We start from the raw sequence: 16,258 nt of genomic DNA on the forward strand, positions 1-16,258 counted from the left end.
ATGCGACGGGTAGTCATCACCGGCCTCGGGCCCGTGTCGAGCATCGGTATTGGAGCGTCCGCCTACGGTGAGTCGCTGCGGGCGGGCGTCAACGGGGTGTCCCCCATCGCCTGTTTCGACTCCAGCGGCTTCCCCTACTTCATGGCCGGCGAGGTACACGACTTCCGGCCCGAGGAGATGGTCCGGCGACTGTCTGTCGACGAGTGGGGCCGTACCAGCCTGTTCGCGGCGTCCGCGGCCCGTCTCGCGGTCGCGGACGCCGGGATCGACGAGGAGGAACTGGCCGCCTCCCGGGCCGGGTCGAGCATGGGCACCACCGGCGGCGAGTCGCAGGTGCTGGAGCGGCTCACCGGCGACGCGCTGGAGGCGGGCGTCGGCGCGCTGGACGCCAACCTGGTCCGCCAGGTCTCCAGCGCCCGCCTCTCCCAGGCGGTGAACCGGGAACTGCGGCTGACCGGCGACGCGGTCACGCTCTCCACCGCCTGCTCGGCCAGCAACTACGCGCTGGGCTACGCCTACGACCTGATCAGGACGGGCGAGGCCGACTACATGATCGCCGGCGGCGCGGACTCGGTCGGCCGCTGGTCGCACGCCGGGTTCTACCGGCTCGGCGCGCTCACCGAGAAGGCGTGCTCGCCCTTCGACAAGAACCGGTCCGGCATCATCACCGGCGAGGGCGGCGCGGCGATGTTCCTGGAGAGCCTGGAGTCCGCGCAGGCACGGGGCGCCCGCATCCACGCCGAGGTGCTCGGCTACGGCGTCAACTGCGACGCCAACCACATGGTGGCCCCGAACCGGGACAGCATCGCCGAGTGCATGCGGCTGGCCCACCGCAACGCCGGGGTCGAGGCCCGCGACGTGGACTACATCTGCGCGCACGGCACCGGGACTCCGGCCAACGACCAGGTGGAGGCCGGCGCGGTGGTCGACGTCTTCGGCGACAGCCCGCCGCCGATCAGCTCGACCAAGTCGATGCTCGGCCACACCATGGGCGCCGCGAGCGGCCTCGGCGCCATCGCGTCGGTGCTCGGCATCACGGGGTCGTTCCTGCCGCCGACCATCAACTACAGCACCCCCGACCCCGCCATGCCCCTGATCGACCCGGTTCCCAACACCGCACGGCCCGCGGACGTGCGCATCGCCCAGGTGAACGGCTTCGCGTTCGGTGGCAACAACGCCATCGTCATGCTCGGGAGGTACTCATGACGGCGACGGCAGCCGAGCTGTCCGCCACCACCCCGCCCACCGCTCCGGCCGTCCTGGCCGTCACCGGTCTCGGCGTGCTCTCCGGCGCCGGGATCGGGACCGAGGCCCTGGTGGGCGCCCTCACCGCGGGAAGCTCCGCCCCGGCGGACGTCTCCGGGATGTTCGAGGACCCGCTGCCGCGCCCGGACGCCCACGCGCTGGTCGACTTCAAGGTCCGCGACTTCCTGGGCCGGAAGGGAACCTCCTTCTTCGACCGCAGCACCTCGCTGGCGATGGTCGCCTGCCAGGCCGCCCTCGCCGACACGGACCTGGAGGTCGGCGACGGCAACCGGGCCCGCTTCGGCATCACCCTGGGCACCACGGCGGGCAGTGCCAAGTCCACCAGCGACTACAGCCGGGACACCTTCGTCCAGGAACGGCCCTACCTGGTCAACCCGTTGCTGTTCCCCAACGCGGTGATGAACTGCGCGGCGGGCCAGGCGGCGATCCGGTACGGGCTGCAGGGAGTGAACGCCACCATCGCGGGCGGACCGCTCGCGATGCTCAACGTGCTGCGCTACACCCGCAACCTCATCAGCTGCGGCTACGCGGACGCCCTTCTCGCGGGCTGTGTCGAGGAGTTCAGCCCGCAGTCGGCCTGGGGGGTGCACTACGCGCAGTCCACCGACGGCGGGGAGCTGCCGCCGGGCGAGGGCGCCGCGGTGTTCGTCGTCGAGAGCGCGGAGGCGGTGCGCGCGGCGGGACGCCGGCCGGACGCCGAGGTGCTGGCGGTCGAGACCGGGGTGTACGACCCGCCGGGCGGCGACGGCACCTTCGTGGCGGGCCTGACCGCGTGTCTGGCCCGCGCCCTGGAGCGGGCCGGCGTGGAGCCGTCCCAGGTGTCCACGGTGGCCACGGCGACCGGCGGCATGCCCCGCTACGACGACGCGGAGGACGCCGCCGTCGCGGCCGTGCTCGGCAGCCGGCCCGAGCGGCTGCGGGTCAAGGACGTGACGGGCGAGGCGTTCAGCGCCTCCGGAGCGTTCCAGCTGGCCGCACTGATCGCCCGGCACCGGGCCGAGCCCGCCCGCGACGGAGAGATCTCCGTGATCACCACGCTCGGCGGTGACGGCGCGGCCGGAGCCGCCGTGGTCAGGGGGTGGAGTCGTGCCGACGGCCATCACGGGTAGCGCGATGATCACCTGCCTGGGCGACCTCGACGAGACGGTCCTGGCACTGCGGGAGGGCCGCACCGGTGTCTCCCCGCTGCGCTGCGGCGACCCGGACAAGGTCAACGTCGGCAACGGCTACACGATCGACGACACCGAGGAGACCGCGCCCGGCCTGCCCCGGCTGGCCGGACGCTGGCTCGCGCGGTGCGTGGCGCGGGCCCTGGAGGACGCCGGGGTGGACCCGGCGCGACGCCGGGTGGCGGTCGTCGTCGGCACCGGTCTGCGCGAGCTGCGCGGAGTGGAGCAGTGGTACGCCGACGGCATCCCCCTGCGCCTGGCCGAGCTGCACTTCGCCGAGGCGGTGCGCTCCGTCGCCCCCGAGGTCACCGAGGTGCACACCGTCGCCAACGCCTGCGCGGCCTCCGGCTACGCACTCGCCCTGGCCGCGGACATGCTCGAACTCGGCGAGGCCGACGCCGTGGTGGCGGCCGGCTGCGACACCATGACGGAGAGCATGCTCACCATGATCGGCCGGGTCGGCACGGTCAGGGCCGACATGGTCCGGCCCTTCGACGCCGACCGCGACGGGGTGCTGCTCGGCGAGGGCGCGGTCGCCGTGGTCCTGGAGCGGGCCGGTGAACTCGCCGCCGGCACCGCCCCGTCGGCCCTGGTGCACGGTGTCGGCCTGGGCTGCGACGCCCACCACGAGACCGCTCCGGACCGGTCCGGGATCGTCGCGACGATGCGGGACGCGCACGAGCGCGCCGGTGTCACACCGGACGACATCGGCCTGGTCCTCGCGCACGGGACCTCGACGGCCCTGAACGACCCGACCGAGGCCGGGGCCCTCCTGGACGTGTTCGGGGCGGACGGTCCGCCCGTCACCGGCATCAAGGGCGCCGTCGGGCACACCTCGGGCGGTGCCGCCCTGATGGGCCTGCTGGTCGCCGTGGACGCGCTGCGCACCGGTGTCGTACCGCCCACCGTCGGTCTGCGCACGCCCGACGCCGAGGCCGCGAAGCTCGATCTCGTGCACGGGGGTCCGCGCGAGGTGCGGGCGCGCCTGGCGCAGGTGAACGCCTTCGGCTTCGGCGGAGTGAACGCCGTGACGGTCGTGGAGGCCTGCGATGCCCGCTGAACCGCGTCAACTCGCCCTGGACGGCTGGTCCGTCCACGTCCCCGGCCTGTCCGCGGCGGACCTGCCCGGTTCGCCCGAGGAGCCGGCGTGCCGGCCCGAGGACGCCAAGGAGGTGCTCGGCCGCAAGGGACTGCTCGGCAAGGAGCCGTCCACCCGGCTGGCGCTGTGCGCGGTCCACCGTGCGCTCGGGCTGCCGCCCGGCCCCCTCGCGGAACCGGTCCCGGACGCCGCGGGCACCGCCGTGGTGGTCGCCTCCAACCTCGGCAACGTGGAGACCGTGTGCACGGTCCTCACCGACATGCGCGAGCGCTCCGGGTCCGTGGTCAGCGTGCTGGACGCGCCCAACGCCTCCAGCAACGTGATCGCGAGCACGGTGGCGATCCGCTACGGCTTCACCGGCCCCAACCTGGCCGTGTGCAGCGGCGCCACCGCGGGACTCGACGCGGTCGCCCTCGCCTCGCGGCTGATCCTGGCGGGCCGGGCGCGGCGTGCGGTGGTGGTGGGCGTGGAGCCCGCCGACCCGGTCGCCGTACGGCTCGCCGCGCTGCGCGCGGACGCGCCCGCGCCGCTCGCCGCCGGCGCCGGGTGCCTGCTGCTCGGGCAGCCGGGCGCCTGGCCGCGGTCCACCGGGGTGCGGGTCGGTCCCGTCCTGCGGGCCGGGGAACCCGTCACCCCCCTGCACGCGGAGCCCGGGGACTTCTACGGAGCGGCCGGTGTCGTCCGGCTCGCCACGGCCGCCGCCCGTCTCGCCGCCGTGGGCCCCGAGGACACCCCGGTCACCGTCGGCTGCGGTGACGCCGGGGACGGCTGGGCGACCACCCGGCTCACCCTCGTACGGGCGGAGGTCCCGGCGTGAGCGCGTGGACGAAGGTGGCCGCACGCGACGGCCTGGAGGTCTGGCGCGGGCCGGGCGAGGGCCCCCCGCTGGTGGCGGCCCACGGCATCGAGGACTCCTGGGGATGCTGGCGGGCCCTCACCGAGCGGCTTCCCGGCTACCGCCCCTACGCCCTGCAACTGCCCTGGCACGGAGGCAACTCCTACGCATGGCGGCCCGAGGGCTCGCCGGGCCAGTGGATGCGCCGCGCGCTGGAACTGGTGCCCGAGCGGCCCGTCGCCCTCCTCGGCCACTCCTTCGGGGCCAACGCCATCCTGGAGTACCTGGCCGGCGGTGACGTCCAGCCGGAGATCGCGGCGGTGGTGCTGGCCGCCCCGTTCTACCGGCCCGCCGACTTCCCGCTCACCCCCGAGCTGCGCACCCGCTCGCTCGCCGCGCTGCGCAAGGTGATCGTCGAGGGGCTGCGGCTGGGGCTCGGCGCCCGCGGCGAGGCGCTGGACCCCGAGGTGCGCCGCCTGATGGTGCGCAAGCTCCTCGACCGTGCCGTGCCGGGCGGATTCCCGGTCTTCTACGAGGAGTTCGCGCAGTCCGGACTGCTCGACCTGACCGGCATCACCGTGCCGACGCTCGTGCTGGCCGGCACCCGGGACGAGTCGCTGACGCCCATGCGGGCCGCCGCCCTCGACCGGGACATGCCCGCGGCGACGGTCCGGCTGCACCCCGCCTACGGGCACTTCTGCCACGTGGCGCAGACCGAGCGGATGAGCGGGGAGACCGCCGCGTTCCTCCGCACCGCCCTCGCACCGCACCCGAACACCACCGAAGGAGACCTTCCCGTGCCCGAACTGCTCGACGGCGAGCCCACCAGCTACGTGGGCCAGCCGCGCTACGAAGGCGCCAACATCCGTACGTGGATCGGCTTCAAGCACTTCATGTACCTGGCCGAGGAGGCGGTCCTGCAGTACTTCGCCGACCGCGGCGTGGACGCCAGGACCCTCTACCACTCGTACGGTCTCGGCCTGGAGATCGTCGACTCCTCGGTGCAGCTGCCGGTGGCCCTGGAGGTCGGCGAGCAGGTGTACGCCACCGTGGTCTCCGCCAAGCCGAAGCCCGGCCAGGGCGCGCCGTTCACGGTGTCGCTGACCGTCGAGCGCGAGGGCCGGACGGTCACCGTGCTCAAGGGCAAGGTCCGCGCGGCCCTGGTCACCGTCAAGGACGGTTCGGGCTCCGAGCCGGTCCCGGCCTTCCTCGAACCGTACGTCGTCCCCGAGGTGGCCGCTCTGCACAACAGCGCCGCCGGGAGCGTCCCGATCGCCGCCGGCCAGGAGGTCGCCGAGGTGCTGGCGCCGGAGGGCTCGGGCGCCTACCTGTGGGACTGGCGGGCCCCCTACTACTACTGCCACTTCTCCGACCGCCTCCAGCACTCCGCGTACATCCGGACGCTCGAGGAGGTCGTGGACCGCTATCTGCACGCGCGCGACCTGGCGATCGGGCGGCTTCTGGAGGAGCGCGGCTGGATCCCGGTGGTCTCGCGGGCGCGGGTGCAGCTCCTCGGCGACATCTGGATGGAGGAGACCGTCCACACCGTCTTCAAGGTGGAGGAGATCCTGCGGGACACCATGTACACCGCGCGGATGGACTGCTACGTCCGCCGCGGGGACCGCCTGGAGCGCGCCGCGACCGCCACGATCATGCACGGTTACGCGATCAGCCGCGGCGAGCAGGCCGGCACCGTCGCAGTCCTGGACGAGCAGGTGCAGACGGCGCTGCTCGGAGGTGCCGCATGAGTCTGCGCAGGCCGCCGCGACTGTACTTCTCCCTGCGCAGCCCCTTCAGCTGGATGGCGGTGCGCCGCCTGGAGGAGCGACTGCCGCACGCCCGGGAGCTCATCGAGTTCGTGCCGTTCTCCGAGCCGGACGCGCAGAGCGCGGCGGCCCTGGAGGCCGAGGGCGGTGAATTCCACTACGTGGCCATGAGCAAGGCCAAGCACCTGTACATCCTCAACGACACCAAGCGCCTGGCCGCCAAGTACGGCTACGCCATGAAGTGGCCCATCGACAAGGGCGACGAGTGGTGGGACCTGCCGCACCTGGCCTGGTTCAAGGCCGGGGAGCTCGGTGTGGAGCGCGCCTACTACGACGCCGTTATGGCGGCCCGCTGGGAGCGCGGCGAGAACATCTGCGACCCCGGCACGCTGCTGCGGGTCTGCGACGAGGCGGGACTCGACGGGCCGGCACTGGTCGGCGCGCCGGACGAGCCGCACATCCGGAAGCAGGGCGTGCAGGCGCTCATGCGCATCTACGAGGACGACGTCTTCGGCGTCCCGTACTTCAAGGTCGGCCGCCACCGCTTCTGGGGTCTGGACCGGCTCGACGACTTCCTGGCCACGCTCGACGAGGCGCTGGCCGGCGCGAGGACCAAGGGATGAGGCAGGGATGACCGCGACGACGACCGCCACCGCGACGACCACCGGGGCCGAGGGGGCACCGACAGCCGCGTACCCGCTGGTGGACACGGAGTGGGGCGAGGACCCGCTGCTCGGCGTACCGCAGGAGCTGCGGGAGCGGATCGGCTCGATGGACCAGGACACCGCGGGCGGCTGCGGCTGACGCCGTGCCCCCGCCCCACCGACTCAGAAGGGCAGTGCAGTGACCGAACGTCAAGTGGCCATCGTCACCGGAGGATCGCGCGGCATCGGCCGTGCCGTGGCCGTCCAGCTCGCCGCGGACGGGTACGACATCGCCTTCTGCTACCGCAGTGGCACCGAGGCCGCCGCCGAGACCGAGAAGCTGGTGCGGGACAAGGGCGCCCAGGTCCACCACGCGCCCTGCGACGTCGCCGACTTCGACGCGGTGCAGGAGTTCACCTCCGCCGCCGCGAAGCGCCTGGGACCGGTCGACGTCCTGGTGAACTCCGCGGGCGTCGTCCGGGACAACCCGATGGTGCTGATGCCGGTCGAGGACTGGCACACCGTCATCGACACCAATCTGACGGGCACGTTCAACTTCTGCCGCTCCGTGGGCTTCGGCTTCATGAAGCGCAAGAAGGGCGTCATCGTCAACATGTCGTCGATCTCGGGTGTCTACGGCCACGCCACGCAGAGCAACTACTCGGCCTCCAAGGCCGGCATCCAGGGGATGAGCCTGTCCCTGGCCAAGGAGGTCGCGGCCTACGGCATCCGGGTCAACGTCGTCGCGCCCGGCTTCATCGAGACGGACATGACCGAGGCGCTGCCCGAGAAGGTGCGCGAGCAGGCGCTGAAGTCGATCCCGCTGAAGCGGTACGGCGGCGCGGCCGAGGTGGCCGACCTGGTGTCGTTCCTGGTGTCCGACAAGGCCGCCTACATCACGGGCGAGGTCATCCAGATCGACGGCGGAGTCGCGCTGTGAGCAGCCCGGCCGCCGTCGCCGCGGCCGAGGAGACGGCCGTCACGGGACCCCGGCGGCGTGCCACGTCGGTCGACCCGGCCGACACCGTGACGGTGCACTCGCCGACCGAGGTCACCGTGCGCAAGCGGATCGCGGCCGACGAGCCGTATCTGGAGGGCCACTACCCGGACTTCACCGTCTATCCGGGCGCCTTCCTCGTCGAATCGGTCTGCGAGGCGGTGCTGCACCTGGTGCGGTGGACGTCGGGCGCGGACGCCTGGGCACGGCCCGCCGGCATCCAGTCGGTGCGCTTCACCAGCGCGCTCGCCCCCGGCGACCCCCTGGAGGTGCACTGCGTGTGCCGGCCGGCGGAGGACGGCGGGCTCGCGGTGGAGGCCCGGTGCACGAGCGGCGACGCCAAGGCGGCCCTGATCAGGATGACCTTCCGGACCACCACGACCGCGGACGACGACACGGGGGGCCGGGATGCTTGAGTACGCCGACATCCGCGGGCTGATCCCGCACGCGCATCCGATGCTGCTGGTCGACCGGGTGGTGGAGTGGGAACCGTACGACCGGATCGTCACCCTCAAGGCCGTCACCGGGAGCGAGCCCTGCTACGCGGGCCTGGCCGAGGGGGCGCCGCGCCGCGCCTTCGCCTACCCGCCCTCGCTGCTCATGGAGTCCTGGGGCCAGGGCGGCGCCATCCTCTGGATGCGGCGGGTCGACGAGCAGGGCGAACGCGGCGGGGCACCGATCCTGGCCGCCTCCCGGAACATGACCTTCCACCGCGAGGTCTTCCCCGGTGACACGCTGCGGCACGTCGTCCGGGTCGACCAGTACTCGGGCAGCAGCGTCATCATGAGCGGCGAGTCCTACGTCGGGGACGACCTGGTCGCCGAGATCGGGTACGCCATCGCGGTGCTGCGTCCGGCCGAGCAGCTGAGCTGGGGCGCGGCCTGATGGACACCGATGTGGTCATCACCGGACTCGGCGTCGTCTCGCCCCTGGGCCGCGGCGTCGGGCGGTTCTGGGCGGGCCTGCTGCGCGGCGACGTGCCGGTGCGTCCGCTCGGGTTCCCCGGCGCGGCGATGCCGGACTCGCTCGCCTACCGGGTGGCGGGTCCGACGGCCGCCGAAGTCCCCGGCCGGGCCAGCGGGTTCGCGCTGGAGGCGGCCCGGGACGCCCTCGCCGACGCCGGTCTCGGGGCCGGCGGCCCCGGCGAACTCGACGCCGCCGGGGTCTGCGTGGCCACCGGAAACGGTGACAGCGACGTGCAGGAGGCGTGCCGCGACGGCCGCCGCGAGCCCGGCGGGGACAGCTGGTTCCCCTACGGCACCGCCGGCCTCCTGGCCGACCAGCTGGGCCTGTACGGACCGGGGGTGACCGTCTCCACCGCGTGCGCGGCCGGTGCCTACGCCGTCGCCATGGGCGCGGACATGATCGTCGACGGCGAGGCGGACACGGTCCTGGTCGGCGGCACCGAGGCGATCTCCCGGCCGGCCGTCGGCGCCTTCCTGCGCCTGGGCGCCGGGGACCCGCTGCACTGCCGCCCCTTCGACCGCGACCGGGCCGGAACCGTGTACGGGGAGGGCGCCGCCTTCCTCGTCCTGGAGTCGGCCGCCCGTGCGGCGGCCCGCGGGCGGACGCCCTACGCCCGGGTGCTGAGTTCCGGGTGGAGCTGCGATGCCTTCCACGTCACCGCGCCCGACCCGCAGGGCACCCAGGCCGTGCGCGCCGTCCACGACGCCCTGGAGCGGGGCGGGATGACCTCCGGCGACATCGGTGCCGTGCTGTGCCACGGCACGGGCACGCCCGCGAACGACGCCGTGGAGAGCGGCGTCACCGCCCGGGTCCTCGGCGGCCGCACCCCCGAGGTCCCGGTGACCGCGGTGAAGGCCTCCCTCGGGCACAGCGGGGGAGCGGCCGGCGCGTTCGCCTGCCTGACCGCCGCGCTGGTGGTCCGGCACGGGCTGGTCCCCCCGGTGGGCACCCTGCGCCGCCTCGACCCCGAGTGCGCCCTGCGGGTCGTCCGCGACACCCCCGAGGCCGCGGCACCGGGCACGGTCCTGGTCAACGCCTACGCCTTCGGCGGCAACAACATCTCCGTGGCCATCGGCAGTCCGCCGGCCGCCGCGGACCGGGAGGCGAGCGCATGAGGTCCGACAGCACCGGTCAGGTGGCCGTCACCGGCATCGGCCCGATCAGCACCCTCGGCATCGGCGCCAAGGAACTCGCGGCGGCCCCGACCGTGAACGGCGCCGCCGACGAGGCGCTTCTCCAGGCTCCGACGACCAGGGAGCTCGAAGGTTTCCATCCCGCGGAGTTCCTCGGCAGGCGCGGCTGGCGGCTGCTGCCCCGCGCCACCCAGGTCGCCCTGGCCGCCGCCCGCCTGGCCCTTCCCGGGCCCGACGCCATGGGAGCGCCCGCACCCGAGCGCACCGGCGTCGCACTCGGCACGAACTTCGCCGTCGACGAGGTCGTCGACCGGATCGACCGGGCCCTGCTGGAGGAGGGCGTCTCCGGGATCAGCCCCGTCGAGTGCCCGAACTTCGCGATCAACGTGCCGGTGAGCCAGGTCTCCCTGTCGTACGGGCTCAAGGCGTTCAACGTGACGCTGGTCAACCTGCTGACCGCCGGCTACGAGTCGGTCCTCCTCGGCGCGCGGGCGATGCTCGCGGGGCGGGCGGACGCCGTGCTGACCGGCGGGATCGAGGGGCTGCCGCCCGCCGGGGCGCTCGCCCTGTGCGGACCGGAGGCCGACGTGGCGGGCGCCTGCCTGCTGCACCTGGAACCGGCCGGGGCCGCGCTGCGCCGCGGCGCCGTCGTCCACGGCCGGCTGACCGGCGGGGCCCGCCGGGTGCTGCCGGGCGCCCCCGGTGACGCCGAGCGGGTGCTGGGGTCGGTCCTCGACCGGCTCGGCGCCCCGCCGCCCGCCGCGATACGGCTGCACGTCCCGCTGACCGACGCGGGGGCGCGTGCCGCGGAGGCGAGCGAGCGCTGGGCCGCCGGGCACGGACTGCGGGACGCCGTGACGGTGGTCCGCGGCGGCGCCCAGAGCGGTGTCACCGGGCTCCTCGCGCTGGCGCAGCACCTGGCCCGCCCGGACCGGGCCGCGGAACCCGGGGACGTGGCGTTCCTGACGCTGGGACCGCAGGGGCACCTGGTCGCCCTGCGGATCGCCCGGGAAGGGGGCACCGGATGAGCCGCCCTGCCGGACCGGGCCCGGTCGGCGAGACCACCGTGCTCGGCGAGGACCTGGCCGTGCACCGCTTCGGGACCCCGCCCGCCGCCGCGTTCGTGCACGGCCTGGAGGACGCCTGGAGCTCCTGGACCCCGCTGGCGGGGCTGCTCGCCGGCCGGCTGCGCGGCTACCCGCTGGACCTGCCGTGGCGCACCGGCGGCAACTACCGCTGGCGCAGCCGGGGTTCCACGGCGCAGTGGGTGGAGGCCGGTCTGAACCTGGTGCCCGAGCCGGTGTCGGTCCTGGTGGCGCACTCGCTCGGCGCCAACGCCGTGCTGCAGTGGCTGGCGACGGGCGTCCGGCCCGAACTCGACGCCCTGGTCCTGCTGTCGCCGTTCTACTGGCCGCCCTCCCAGCCCGCGGACTGGCAGATGTTCGACTCGTTCCGTGAGGACTTCGCCACCGTCATGACGATGGGGCTGCGCACCCGGCTGGGCGCGCGGTCGCAGACGATGGACCCGGAGATCTTCACCGGCATGGCGCGCAAGATGCTGGAGGGCATGGGGCCGCAGGCGTTCCTCGCCCTGTTCGACCAGTACAGCGCGGCCACCCAACTGGCCCTGGAGCACGTCGACATCCCCACGCTGATCATCGGCAGCCCGCACGACACCGGGCTCGCGGGGGAACGGGCCGACGCGCTGAAGGCCGACATGCCCGTCGCCGAGTTCCATCTCGACCCCCGGCTGACCCACTTCTGCCACTCGGACCAGCCGGACGAGGTGGCCCGGCTCGTCCTCGCCTTCCTCGACCGTACGGCGGCCGGCCACCGCACGGCCGCCTGAGCGGTCCGCACCCGTCCCCACACGCACCCGCACACAAGGAGATGACCCACTGTGCCGACGCATCCCGCACACCGGTCGGGGAAACCGGCCCTGACGATGGTGGCCGCCCTGCTGGGCCTGTTCATCGCGCTGCTCGACGTCACCGTCGTCACGGTCGCGCTGCCCACCATGGGCACCGACCTGGACGCCTCCTTCTCCGACCTGGAGTGGGTGGCCAACGCGTACATGCTGGCCCTCGCGGTCTTCATCGTCACCGCCGGACGGCTCGGTGACCTCTACGGACAGCGCCGGATCTACGTCGTCGGCGTCCTCGTCTTCCTCGCGGGCTCGCTGGTCTGCGGCGCCGCCGGGGAGCTCGCACCCTTCGGCTGGTCGCACATCACCACTTTGCACGCGGGCCGCGTCGTCCAGGGAGTCGGCGGAGCGGTGATCATGCCGCTGACGCTGGCCATCGTGTACTCGTCCTTCGAGGGCCGGATGCGCGCGCTCGGCATCATGCTGTGGGGTGCGGTGGGCGGCCTCGCCACCGCGCTGGGTCCGCTGATCGGCGGTGTCCTGGTGGACCACGTCGGCTGGGAGTGGATCTTCCTGGTGAACCTGCCCATCGGGCTGGTGGTGGTCGTCGCGGCCCTCGGCATCAAGGACACCCGGCGCGACTTCGGCCCGGGCCGGCCGCCGCTGGACCTGGCGGGCCTGCTGACGGTGAGCGGCTCGCTGCTCTGCCTCAACCTCGCGCTGATCAACGGGGCGGACTGGGGCTGGACCTCGGGCCGGGAACTGGCGCTGTTCGGGGGCTCGGCGCTGCTGCTGCTGGCCTTCCTCGCCGTGGAGTCCCGCTCCGCGGCCCCCATCATGAACCTGGCCTGGTTCCGGCGGCCGTCCTTCGGGGGCAGTGTCACGGCCGGCTTCCTGCTGGGCGCCGGGATGTTCTCGGTGATGTTCTACCTGTCGATCTACCTGCAGAGCGGCCTGGGCCTGAGCGCGCTGGAGACCGGCGTCCGGCTGCTCCCGCTGACCCTCATGCTCATCGTCGGGGCCCCGCTCGGCGGCAGGCTCTCCGCGAAGCTGGGCATGCGCGGTGCCATGGCGGTCGCGTTCTGCCTGATGGCCGTGGGCATCGCCCTGTTCACGCTGACCGACCCCGCGGGGGACCCCGGTTCGTGGACCCGGCTGCTGCCCGGGCTGCTCATCACCGGCCTGACGCTCGGCATCCTGATGCCCGTCTCCTCCGAACTGACCGTCTCCGCCGCCCCGCAGGACCAGGTCGGCGTGGCCGCGAGCGCCGGCACGATGTTCCGGCAGGTCGGCAACGCCGTCGGCGTCGCGATCATGGGCGCGCTGATGAGCACGCAGACCGACTCCGCGGCCGAGGAGATCGAGCAGCTGGCCGCGAAGGGCTCCCTGACACCCGAACGGGCCGCCGCGCTGCGGCAGTCGGCCATCACCGACGGACTGGACCACGGCGCCTGGTTCGCCGCGGCGGTGACGCTGGCCGCGGCCCTGGTCGTCATGGTCTTCGTGCGCAACCTGCCGCGCACTCCCGACCCGAAGGCCCCCGCGGGCGCCGGCCACGTGCCCGTCGCCGGTGTCGCCGTCCCCGACGGCGGCCGGCCCTGACACGCCGGCCCCGTCCGACCACCACGAAGCAGGAACCACGTAGAAAGGCGGGTCACCCGTGATGGGCAAGACCGCGTTCGTCTTCCCCGGCCAGGGGTCGCAGCGGGTGGGCATGGGGCTCCAGCTGCTCACCGAGCGACCCGACTTGCTGGACACCTACTACCGGGCCGCCGACGACATCCTCGGCATTCCGCTGTCCGCGCTGTGCCGGGAGGGGCCGGAGGAAGCCCTGCGCGACACCTCGGTCACCCAGCCCGCGATCTTCCTGACCAGCCTCGCCGCGCTGGACGTCCTGCGGGACAAGGGGTACGAGCCGGACGTCGTCGCCGGTCACAGCCTCGGCGAGTACACCGCGCTGGTCGCCGCGGGCGCGATCGAGTGGACCGACGCACTGCGTCTGGTGCGTCGGCGCGGTCTCCTCATGGCCGGGGTCAACCGGCGGATACCGGGCCGGATGGCGGCCGTGCTCGGCCTGGAGCTCGGTGTGGTGGAGGCGCTCTGCGACCGGGTCACGCTGGAGCTCGGCCAGGTCGTCGAGGTCGCCAACGACAACGAACCGCGCCAGGTGGTCGTGTCCGGGCAGCGCGAGGCCGTCGAACGGGTCCGCGTGGCGGCGCAAGAGGCCGGGGCCGTCAAGGCGCTGGCGCTGGAGGTCGGCGCTCCGTTCCACTGCAGCCTGATGAGCGGGATCGAGGAGGAGTTCGCCGCCGCCCTCGACCGGGTGGAGCTGCGCGCTCCGCGCGTGCCGCTCGTCTCCGGGGTCACCGGCGCCTTCGTCGGCACGGCGGAGGACGTCGCCGGCTGCCTGCGCCGCCAGCTCGCGGGCCGCGTCCAGTGGACCGGCGCCGTCCGCACGATGGCCCGCGAGGGCGTCGGCACCTTCGTGGAGGTGGGCCCCGGCAAGGTGCTCGGCGGCCTGTGCCGCCGGATCGTGCCGGAGGCGGCCGTGCACGCCACGCATGACGCACGTGCCCTGGCGAAGCTGCTGTCCACGGTGCGGCCCCCCGCCGGCAGTCCCCTCGCATCCGTCGTCCCGGGAGTCGCCGTATGACCGCCGTCCAGGAAACCAGCGGCTCGGGCGAGCGTGTCGCCGAGCTGGCCCGGATCAAGGGAGCGCTCCGGGACGGCCCGGATCCCGCCGCCACCGAGCGCCAGCACGCCAAGGGCAAGCTGACCGCCCACGAGCGGATCGAACTCCTCCTCGACGAGGGCTCGTTCAACGAGATCGAGGCACTGCGCCGGCACCGCGCGACCGGCTTCGGCCTGGAGCAGCGGCGCCCCTACAGCGACGGCGTGATCACCGGCTGGGGCACGGTGCACGGCCGTACCGTGTTCGTGTACGCCCATGACTTCCGGATCTTCGGAGGCGCCCTGGGCGAGGCCCACGCCGAGAAGATCCACAAGGTGATGGACCTGGCCGAGTCGGCGGGCGCCCCGCTGGTGAGCCTGAACGACGGGGCGGGCGCACGCATCCAGGAAGGGGTCACGGCGCTCGCCGGCTACGGCGGCATCTTCCGGCGCAACACCCGCTGCTCCGGCGTGATCCCGCAGATCAGCGTGATGCTCGGTCCCTGCGCGGGCGGGGCGGCCTACAGCCCCGCGCTGACGGACTTCGTGTTCATGGTCCGCGGCACCTCGCAGATGTTCATCACCGGCCCGGACGTGGTCCAGACGGTCACCGGGGAGCAGGTGACCCAGGACGGGCTCGGCGGCGCGGACGTCCACGCGGCCACCTCCGGTGTGGCGGCCTTCGTCCACGACGACGAGGAGCAGTGCCTGGAGGAAGTGCGCTACCTGCTGTCCCTGCTGCCCTCCAACAACCGTGAACTGCCGCCGGAGGAACCGGCCGACGACCCGGCGAACCGGAGTACGGAGGCGCTCGCCCAACTCGTCCCGGCCGACCCCGGGCGCTCCTACGACATGCGCAAGGTGGTCGCCGAGATCGTCGACGGCGGCGAGTACTTCGAGGTCAGCGAGCGGTGGGCGACCAACGTGCTGTGCGTGCTGGCCCGTCTCGACGGCCGTGTCGTCGGCATCGTCGCCAACCAGCCCGGCAGCCTGGCCGGCGTGCTCGACATCGAGGCGTCGGAGAAGGCGGCGCGCTTCGTGCAGTTCTGCGACGCGTTCAACATCCCGCTGGTGACGCTGGTGGACGTGCCCGGCTTCCTGCCCGGCGTCGGGCAGGAGCACGACGGGATCATCAGGCGCGGCGCCAAACTGCTCTACGCGTACTGCAACGCCACCGTCCCGCGGGTCTCGCTGATCCTGCGCAAGGCGTACGGCGGTGCCTACATCGTCATGGACTCCCGTTCCATCGGCGCCGACCTGTCGCTGGCCTGGCCGTCGAACGAGATCGCGGTCATGGGCGCGGAGGGCGCGGCCAACGTCATCTTCCGCAGGGAGATCGCGGCGGCCGACGACCCGGAGGCCACCCGCGTGCAGAAGATCAAGGAATACCGGAGCGAGCTGATGAGCCCGTACTACGCCGCCGAACGAGGGCTGGTCGACGACGTGATCGACCCCGCGGAGACCCGGTCCGTGCTGATCCGCTCCCTGCGGATGCTGCGGACGAAACACGCCGACCTGCCGTCGCGCAAGCACGGCAACCCGCCGGTGTGAGCGCCGTGGCAGCCGGCCGGCCGTCCTTCACCGTCGTACGGGGCACCGCGGACCCGGAGGATCTGGCCGCCCTGGTCGGCGTACTTCTGGCGGTCTGCCGGGAACCCTCGGCACCGCCGGAGCGTCGTTCGGGGAGGGCCGGATGGGATCGCGCCCCTCACCGTTCCCTGGCTCAGGCCGGGTCTTGGAGGTCTCGTTCGTAATGCGCAAGGTGCTCATCGCCAACCGTGGCGAAATCGCTGTCCGCGTGGCCCGGGCGTGCCGGGATGCCGGGATCGCGAGCGTTGCCGTGTATGCG

At 73.4% G+C, this 16,258-nt stretch carries 18 protein-coding genes; all 18 read left to right on the forward strand.

Translation table 11 applies throughout. The features are described 5' to 3' along the window. Nucleotides 1-1,206, forward strand: a complete 1,206-nt coding sequence (locus ACZ4NT_RS30310) for a beta-ketoacyl-[acyl-carrier-protein] synthase family protein (RefSeq protein ID WP_467728408.1) — start codon at nt 1-3, stop codon at nt 1,204-1,206. Beyond that, on the forward strand, nt 1,203-2,375 hold the full coding sequence (locus ACZ4NT_RS30315; RefSeq protein ID WP_121402204.1) for a beta-ketoacyl synthase N-terminal-like domain-containing protein: 1,173 nt from the start codon (nt 1,203-1,205) through the stop codon (nt 2,373-2,375). The genes ACZ4NT_RS30310 and ACZ4NT_RS30315 overlap by 4 nt, the downstream gene beginning before the upstream one ends. Continuing rightward, nucleotides 2,353-3,495 (forward strand): beta-ketoacyl synthase N-terminal-like domain-containing protein, encoded by a 1,143-nt coding sequence (locus tag ACZ4NT_RS30320; protein ID WP_467728409.1) that lies wholly within the window; start codon nt 2,353-2,355, stop codon nt 3,493-3,495. Before ACZ4NT_RS30315 ends, ACZ4NT_RS30320 begins: the two co-directional genes overlap by 23 nt. Next, nucleotides 3,485-4,351 carry a beta-ketoacyl synthase N-terminal-like domain-containing protein gene (locus ACZ4NT_RS30325; protein ID WP_467728410.1) on the forward strand — a complete coding sequence of 289 codons (867 nt, stop codon included), beginning with the start codon at nt 3,485-3,487 and terminating at the stop codon, nt 4,349-4,351. The genes ACZ4NT_RS30320 and ACZ4NT_RS30325 overlap by 11 nt, the downstream gene beginning before the upstream one ends. Further along, nucleotides 4,348-6,117, forward strand: a complete 1,770-nt coding sequence (locus ACZ4NT_RS30330) for an alpha/beta fold hydrolase (RefSeq protein ID WP_121402207.1) — start codon at nt 4,348-4,350, stop codon at nt 6,115-6,117. The genes ACZ4NT_RS30325 and ACZ4NT_RS30330 overlap by 4 nt, the downstream gene beginning before the upstream one ends. Next, entirely contained in the window at nt 6,114-6,758 is a 645-nt protein-coding gene (locus tag ACZ4NT_RS30335; protein ID WP_220784154.1) for a DsbA family protein, read from the forward strand. The genes ACZ4NT_RS30330 and ACZ4NT_RS30335 overlap by 4 nt, the downstream gene beginning before the upstream one ends. Nucleotides 6,759-6,765: 7 nt before the next feature. Further along, nucleotides 6,766-6,939, forward strand: coding sequence for a hypothetical protein (locus ACZ4NT_RS30340; RefSeq protein WP_467728411.1), 174 nt, complete (start codon nt 6,766-6,768; stop codon nt 6,937-6,939). A 39-nt stretch (nt 6,940-6,978) separates the two neighbouring features. After that, a complete protein-coding gene (gene fabG, locus ACZ4NT_RS30345) occupies nt 6,979-7,719 on the forward strand; it encodes a 3-oxoacyl-[acyl-carrier-protein] reductase (protein ID WP_467728412.1) in 741 nt (246 codons plus the stop codon). Next, entirely contained in the window at nt 7,716-8,192 is a 477-nt protein-coding gene (locus ACZ4NT_RS30350) for an ApeI family dehydratase (protein ID WP_121402209.1), read from the forward strand. The genes fabG and ACZ4NT_RS30350 overlap by 4 nt, the downstream gene beginning before the upstream one ends. Then, nucleotides 8,185-8,661 (forward strand): hotdog domain-containing protein, encoded by a 477-nt coding sequence (locus ACZ4NT_RS30355; protein WP_121402210.1) that lies wholly within the window; start codon nt 8,185-8,187, stop codon nt 8,659-8,661. Before ACZ4NT_RS30350 ends, ACZ4NT_RS30355 begins: the two co-directional genes overlap by 8 nt. Continuing rightward, nucleotides 8,661-9,857 carry a beta-ketoacyl-[acyl-carrier-protein] synthase family protein gene (locus ACZ4NT_RS30360; RefSeq protein WP_467728413.1) on the forward strand — a complete coding sequence of 399 codons (1,197 nt, stop codon included), beginning with the start codon at nt 8,661-8,663 and terminating at the stop codon, nt 9,855-9,857. The genes ACZ4NT_RS30355 and ACZ4NT_RS30360 overlap by 1 nt, the downstream gene beginning before the upstream one ends. Beyond that, nucleotides 9,854-10,903 (forward strand): beta-ketoacyl synthase N-terminal-like domain-containing protein, encoded by a 1,050-nt coding sequence (locus tag ACZ4NT_RS30365; RefSeq protein ID WP_121402212.1) that lies wholly within the window; start codon nt 9,854-9,856, stop codon nt 10,901-10,903. The genes ACZ4NT_RS30360 and ACZ4NT_RS30365 overlap by 4 nt, the downstream gene beginning before the upstream one ends. Beyond that, nucleotides 10,900-11,724, forward strand: coding sequence for an alpha/beta fold hydrolase (locus tag ACZ4NT_RS30370; protein ID WP_121402213.1), 825 nt, complete (start codon nt 10,900-10,902; stop codon nt 11,722-11,724). Before ACZ4NT_RS30365 ends, ACZ4NT_RS30370 begins: the two co-directional genes overlap by 4 nt. Nucleotides 11,725-11,775: 51 nt before the next feature. Beyond that, nucleotides 11,776-13,341, forward strand: coding sequence for an MFS transporter (locus ACZ4NT_RS30375; protein ID WP_467728414.1), 1,566 nt, complete (start codon nt 11,776-11,778; stop codon nt 13,339-13,341). 61 nt (nt 13,342-13,402) lie between these two features. After that, nucleotides 13,403-14,392, forward strand: a complete 990-nt coding sequence (gene fabD / locus ACZ4NT_RS30380; RefSeq protein ID WP_467728418.1) for an ACP S-malonyltransferase — start codon at nt 13,403-13,405, stop codon at nt 14,390-14,392. Then, a complete protein-coding gene (locus ACZ4NT_RS30385; protein ID WP_121402216.1) occupies nt 14,389-15,960 on the forward strand; it encodes an acyl-CoA carboxylase subunit beta in 1,572 nt (523 codons plus the stop codon). Before fabD ends, ACZ4NT_RS30385 begins: the two co-directional genes overlap by 4 nt. Before the next feature lie 5 nt (nt 15,961-15,965). Then, nucleotides 15,966-16,163: an acyl-CoA carboxylase subunit epsilon gene (locus ACZ4NT_RS30390; protein WP_183116927.1), complete on the forward strand. Its 198-nt coding sequence runs from the start codon at nt 15,966-15,968 to the stop codon at nt 16,161-16,163. Beyond that, nucleotides 16,163-16,258 (forward strand): biotin carboxylase N-terminal domain-containing protein (locus ACZ4NT_RS30395; RefSeq protein ID WP_279617129.1); only part of this gene is annotated, 96 nt, incomplete at its 3' end. The genes ACZ4NT_RS30390 and ACZ4NT_RS30395, both read left to right, overlap by 1 nt.

Source organism: Streptomyces sp. NPDC026417, from assembly GCF_055567695.1.